Genomic DNA, 6,167 nt, shown 5'->3' with positions numbered 1-6,167 from the left:
GCGGCCCGTCATGCCCATCGTCCGCAGCCGCGCCAGCAGCGCCTTGCGCTGCGGCGCGCTGTGCAGCAGCGACAGCAGCAAGGCCAGTACGCCGTAGCCGGCGCTGGTGGCGATCGCGGCCTGGTAGACGTGTTGAGCACCGGACTGCAGGGCTGAGACGCCGTAGGACGCCCGCTCCTCTGACCGGAGCGTGACCTGCGCGGGCTGCGAGGCCTGCCGCACGACGGCACGCAATTGCGGACCCCGCAGGTCCGATCCTGTGACGAGCAGGGTCGTGGGAGCCGAAAGTCGCCGGGCCGCCCGGGGGTGCTCGCGTGCCATGTCCGTCGCGGAGACGACGACGAACTCGCCGGTACCCAGGGCCGGTGTGGCGTCCCGGGTGGCGACGGCCCGTACCGGGGTCCGGCCCGCGGAAGAACGCACATTCATCACGCCCTGCTTGAAGGCACGAGCAAGACCCGGCGAGACCACCGCCGGCAAGGGCTCCCGGCCGCGGCGGGCAAGCGACGGGAACGAAGCGCCCGTGCCGGTGCTCGACACCACGCGTCCGTACTGTGCGGGATCCGCGATGACCAGGCTGTACCTCACACCGGACGAAGTCGACAAGCCCCTCTCGATCCGCACCGCCGACGTATCCCGCACGCCGTGGACCTCGCGTACTCGTGACTCCAGGGCGGCGGGCAGCCCGGTCGACGAGTCGACGCGTGCGTCGGCGCCGACCGCCCGCAGGGCGGCCCTGTCGCGGCCCGTCTCGACACCGGCGAGGACGGACCCACCGAAGGAGGTGAGCGCGAGCGCCACCAGCAGCGCCATGAGCGGCAGAGCCGACATCGACGGGGCTCGACCGGCCCGCGCCAGGCCCAGGTGCAGCACCGCACCGTCGAGCCGCGCGAAAGGCCGCGCCAGCAGCCGCAACGGCCAGGGGTACAGCCGCAGCAGCACCAGCGCGGCGACCACAGCCACCAGCACGGGCGCCGCGGCGGTCAGCACATCCGCGGCGCCGTCCGCCGTTCCGCGTTGCCGCAGCGCCACCACCGAACCGACCACGATCACCGTGACGGTCAGCTCCGCCACGACGCGCCGCCGTGTGGGCCGTGCCTCCGTGAGGTCGGCGCGCCGGTCGGGCATGGGACGCGCGGAAACGGCCACCGCACGCAGCGGCGGGGCCAGCCAGGCGAAGGCCCCGACCAGGGCCCCCAGCAGTGTCGGCAACCCGCGGTTCTCCGCCGGCACGACGGTCAGCGCGAGCAGCACGCCGGCCGCGGCACTGGGAATCGCCGGCAGCGCGCTCTCGGCCAGCAGCCGGCCGGCGAGCGCCGACAGGCTGATGCCCCGGGCCCGCAGCAACGAGAGCTCGGAGCGCCGGCGATCGACCAGCAGGGCCGCGGCCATCAGGAGGACGATCCCGGCGACTGCCGCCACACCGACCGTCGCGACGAGGACCAGGGGTTCGGCCGCCATGCGTTGCTCGTCGAAGGAACCCAGCAGCGCCGACAGGCCGTCCTCGGCGATCTCCCCCATGTGGGGCCGGGTGTCGCGCAGTTCCGCCGCGTCAGGCCCGGTCATGAGCGAGTCGAGCTGGTCGCGCAGCGCTGGGACGTCGCGCACCCTCACGAGGCCGGCGTCCGCCGGGAGGTGGAAGTAGACGGTGGCTCCGTCGCCGAACGCGGTCAGCCCCGACGCGTCCTCGGGAGGGATGAACACCGTGAAGTGCCAGTACTGCTCGGGGTCGCCGCCCCGGGGGCCGGCCCGGCTGTTCAGCTTCGGCGCGCGCAGATCCTGTTCTGCGTTCCAATAGGGCGCCTCCGGCCGAACAGGGCGGATGATCCCGGTGATCCCGACCATCAGCTCCGAGCCGAGTGAGTCACGCAGATGAAGTTCTGATCCGGCGTGCAGTCCCATGGTGTCGGCGGTACGGTCCGTGACCACTGCCTCGACGCGGTGGGGATCGCTCAATCGGCGGTAGAACCGGCCGTCGGCCAGCCGGGCATGAGTGGTCAGGCCGGATTGGGCGACCACGGTGCTCTGCGGGTCCACGGTCCCCGTGGGCCGGGGCAGTGCCCTGTCGCCGGCCGCGAAGGGTGTCACGGACCGCAGACCGCTGATCATGTCCCGCGTCCTGAGGACGGAGGACAGCGGAGGCCGGAGAACGCCCCGGAGGGCTTCCTCGTCGCTCTTCAGCGAAGCGGGGGCGACGAGGCCCACCCCTTGCCATCCCACGGTGAACGAGGTGCTGACACTGCGTCCGGCCACCGACGCCTGGGACAGCCTCTGCCGCAGCGCCTCGTTCTCGTACGCCTGGACGGCGCCTGGCAGGATCGCCGTCACGAAGGCGGTCCCCAACACCAGAACGGCCATGGCCAGAGCCGCACCTGGAGCGGTCCGCAGCCGGGAGCGGATCAGGGACACGTCGCCGCCGCGCGGAACGTGGGACTTGGTCATCGGTTTCCTTCAAAGGGTCCACCGGCCTTGCCGGATAGGGAGTCGAAGGCCCTTGAGAAGCGCCCTGGTGCTGCTGGGGACACACACCTCGCACACACGTGAGCTTCAAGGCCTGGGGTTCTTCCGCAGCTCGCGTCCGGATGTCCGTCGCGTGGTCGTGACCGGCGCGCTCACCGCGCCCGCGCACGCACGCGTGAGCTCGCGATGGCCAGGGCCCACGCGGCGTGCCGAGCCCCGCGGCGCCGCGGGCCCACGTCCGCTTCCACGCACAGGGTCATCGCTCCCCCTGGCCTCGAAGAGCCCGAGCCGGGTCGGCGAACCGCCCCGCCATCAACACGACGATCAGCAAGGACACGGCTGTCACCAGGAGCAACAGCGCGCCGACCGGGCGGGAAGGAAGCTCGACCAGGACGCCGGGCACCGGGCTCTCCGCCCGGGTCGTCAACACGATCGACGGAACGACCATTTTGGTGAGCCAGCTGCCGAGCAACGCGCCACTGCCCGCCGCAATGAGCACCAGGATCCCCTGCTCGGCAGCCACCACCCGGATCAGCGACCGACGCGAGGCTCCCAGCGCGTGGAGTCTGGCGAGGTCCTGCAGCCGTTCCCGCACCGCGCCGATGGCGGACACGCCGAAGCCGACCAGGGCGAGTACGACCGCGGCGAGCACGGCCGCGGGCAGTGCGGACACAGGTCCCGCACCAAGGGGGTCGTCCTGGAACTCGGCCCGCTGCTCCGCGCGGACGATGACGGAGGAGATGTCGCCGCGGTCGCGAAGTGCGCTTGCGACCCGGCCGGACGCGTCGGGCCGTACGGCCACCCACCATTCGTCCGGCTCCAGACCCGGCAGATCCATGGCGCTCAGGACCCGGCTCGCGGTGCGCAGGTCGAGGAGCACCGCGCCCCCGTCACTGGCAACAGACCCAGCCGCGGTGGTGGGCAGGGCCTTCAGGGTCGCCGAGATGCGGACGCTGAGCTTCGTCGCCCCCATGTCCAGGAGCACCTTGCTGCCGACCTTGGCGTTGGTGGCCCTCAAGAAGGCTTCGGTGGCGGCCGCGGGCACCGTGTCGGGAGCCGGCGGGACCGCGGACACCGTGACCGACGCGGCGTACGACAGGAACGGCTCGGAGTTCGCACCTGTGTCGTAGTCGACGGCGAGGAGCGTGTCCCGGCCGGACCTGGGAGTCTGTCCGGGCGAGCCGGCCTTGTGGCTCCCCCTGACATCGCTGAGGTCCATGAACTGGCGGATCTGGGATGTCCATGTCGTGCCGGCCTGCGGCACGAGGTGCCTGACTCCGCCCTCGCCGTCGACGGTGTCCACCGTGCCGATCGTCAGACGGTGACGCGCGCCGGACTGGGGCATGACGTATTCGGCTTTCAGGGAGGTGATCCGCACAGGTCCGGCGGGCCCCGCGCCACGCGCCCGGCCCGTCTCGGCGCCCAGATTCGCGTACAGGGTGTGCGCCCGGCCGTCGGCGGTCACTTCGCCGAGATGGAAGGTGTACAGCACCCCGTAGCGGTCCGTGAAGGTCGCCCAGAGCCGATCGGCGACCCTGCTCGGCTTCACCCGGCCGTGGGAGTCCCGGGACTCCAGCCGGACGGCGAACCGCACACGGTCCGTACCGGGCGGCACCGCGAACCCGGCGTCACGCGCACGGCTGTCGTCCGCGGGACGCAGCGTCCGCAGGGTCTCCGCCAGGGGGCGTTCCGCCAGGTCCCCCCGCAGCCGCATGATCCCGGCCGCCGCCGTGGTGTCCATGGCGAGTACCGTGGCCGTCCTCTCACGGGGCAGGGCCACCTGGGTGCGGGAGGACGGTGTCACCGCCGCGACCCCGGCCAGATGGTCGTACACGCCACCCTGCCCGAGCGGCGGTGTCGTGGAGCCGGTGACGCGGATGTCGGAACCCACGGCGAAGTCGGCCTGGTCCTTCTGCGAGGAGATCCAACTGCTGTTCTCGCCGATCGCGAACATACTGATCGACAGGGCGAGGACGAGCAGCAGGACCGGGGACGTCCCCCGGTCGGGCCGGCGTGCCAGCTGCCACCCCACCAGCGACGCCGACAGGCCCCGGCCCCTTGCCGCCCGGCGTTCTCCGAGCCGTGCGGCAAGCGGCAGAAGACGCAGGGCGAGCACCGCGCCTGCCAGCAGGCAGATCGCCGGGGCGACGACCAGCACCGGGTCGAGTCCCAGTTCGCCGGCGGTGTCGGTGGTCAGCGCCCCCGTCGTCGCTCCTCTGCGCGACAACTGCCAGTACGCGAGTACCGCCACGACCCCGAGCCCGACGTCGGCACCGGCCCGCACGGCTCCCGGAAGTGCGCGCTGCCGTCTCCGCGCCGCCTGCTCACCAGCGTAGGAGCCCGGTCCTCTCAACGCGGGCACGACAAGGGACAACCCGCACACCAAGGCTGTCAGCGCCGCCACGCCCCAAGCGGTCGCCGGCTGCGCCTCCAGTCGTACTCCCGTCCGGCCCAGCTCGCCGTACCCGGACAACAGCTCCATGAGTGGCCGGTTCAGGAACGGGGCCAGCACCGCGGCCGGTACGACCAGCAGCAGGCTTTCGGTGGCCGCCAGGCCGGCCACCCGGCTGCGTGAGCCACCCCGGGCCCGCAGTTGCGCGGTCTCCTCGGCGCGTTCCGCCGTGAGCATCCGGGCGACCAGCAGCAGCGACAACGCGGCCAGCAGTGTCAGCTGCGAGGCGCTGATCAGCAGGGTCGACCGAGAGACCAGAAGTGATCTGCGCAACTCCTGGAGCAGTCCGGGCAATTCGCTGCTCGCCGCGATCGAGCCATCGGCCGACATGTGTTCCAGACGCTGTGTCGCCGCACGGACTCCGGCGCTCACGCGGGCGAAGCGCGCCGTCGTGATCGCCGAGAAGTCAGCGTGCGCCTGCCAGGCCATCTCCGCGGCAGGGACGGCCCCGGACGCGAAGACCCGCGGGTCGACGAGCATGGGCCCGTACGTGGTGAACGACAGCGTCCGAACGCCCCGTCCCGCTGTCGGGTCGACACGCCAGTACGGCGCCGTTGGATCGACCGGCCGGAAGATCCCCGTCACCCGGACCCTGAGTGTGGAACCGCGGAGCCGGTCCGACAGGGTCACGAGCCGCCCGGTGCGGATCTTCAGCGCCGCCGCCGCCGCCTCCGGCAGCGCGACGGGAAGCGGCCCCCCGGAGGTGGGCCTGCCCGGGAAGACGCCGTCCACCATGCTCACGTGGGCACGGTCCAGCGTGGACAGAAACGTCAGGTCCGAGTCGTCGCCGCGCGCCGGACCTGATGACCGCAGCGCCTCCGGCAGCCCGTACGACCGCGAGCGGGTGACCGTCTTCACCACGACCGGCAGACCGTCGTACGCCCCGGCGACCGCCGCGCGCACGGCGTGGTCGAGGGCCGCGCGGTCCTCGCCCTCCACGTCGGCTGTCACCTCGATCAGCGTCCTGGCGGCGGACTGCTCCTGGAGCGCGAGCCGGATGCCGGCCTCGCCGACAGCGTCGCTGAACGCCGCGAGGGCCGTCACGGCGCAGGTGGTGAGGAGCACGGACAGGACCGCGGCGCCGATCAGGAGACGGTGCGCGCGCAGGCGCAGAAGTACGAACCCGTTCATCCCAGCCCCGCCCCGCTCACGGATTCTCCGGCGGGGCCATGCGAGGCCTGGCAGCCGCCGACTCCAATGGTTTTGTTGCTCTTTCTCCCGCTTTGGCTATGCTGCGCGCCATGACTGAGATAGC

The 6,167-nt window shown here is 72.2% G+C and carries 2 protein-coding genes; both read right to left on the bottom strand.

The annotated features are described in order from the left end of the window. Positions 1 to 2,442: ABC transporter permease (locus AC3EUJ_RS36820; protein WP_431969306.1), on the bottom strand; the 2,442-nt coding region annotated here is incomplete at its 3' end. A 274-nt stretch (positions 2,443 to 2,716) separates the two neighbouring features. After that, the gene (locus AC3EUJ_RS36815) at positions 2,717 to 6,043 is read right to left on the bottom strand and encodes an ABC transporter permease (RefSeq protein WP_431969304.1); all 3,327 of its coding nucleotides are present in this window, start codon (positions 6,041 to 6,043) and stop codon (positions 2,717 to 2,719) included. Between the last annotated feature and the right edge of the window lie 124 nt (positions 6,044 to 6,167).

This window comes from Actinacidiphila sp. bgisy160 (assembly GCF_057707815.1).
Note: the sequence above shows the minus strand (reverse complement) of the source record. Positions and strands in the feature narration are given on the sequence as shown.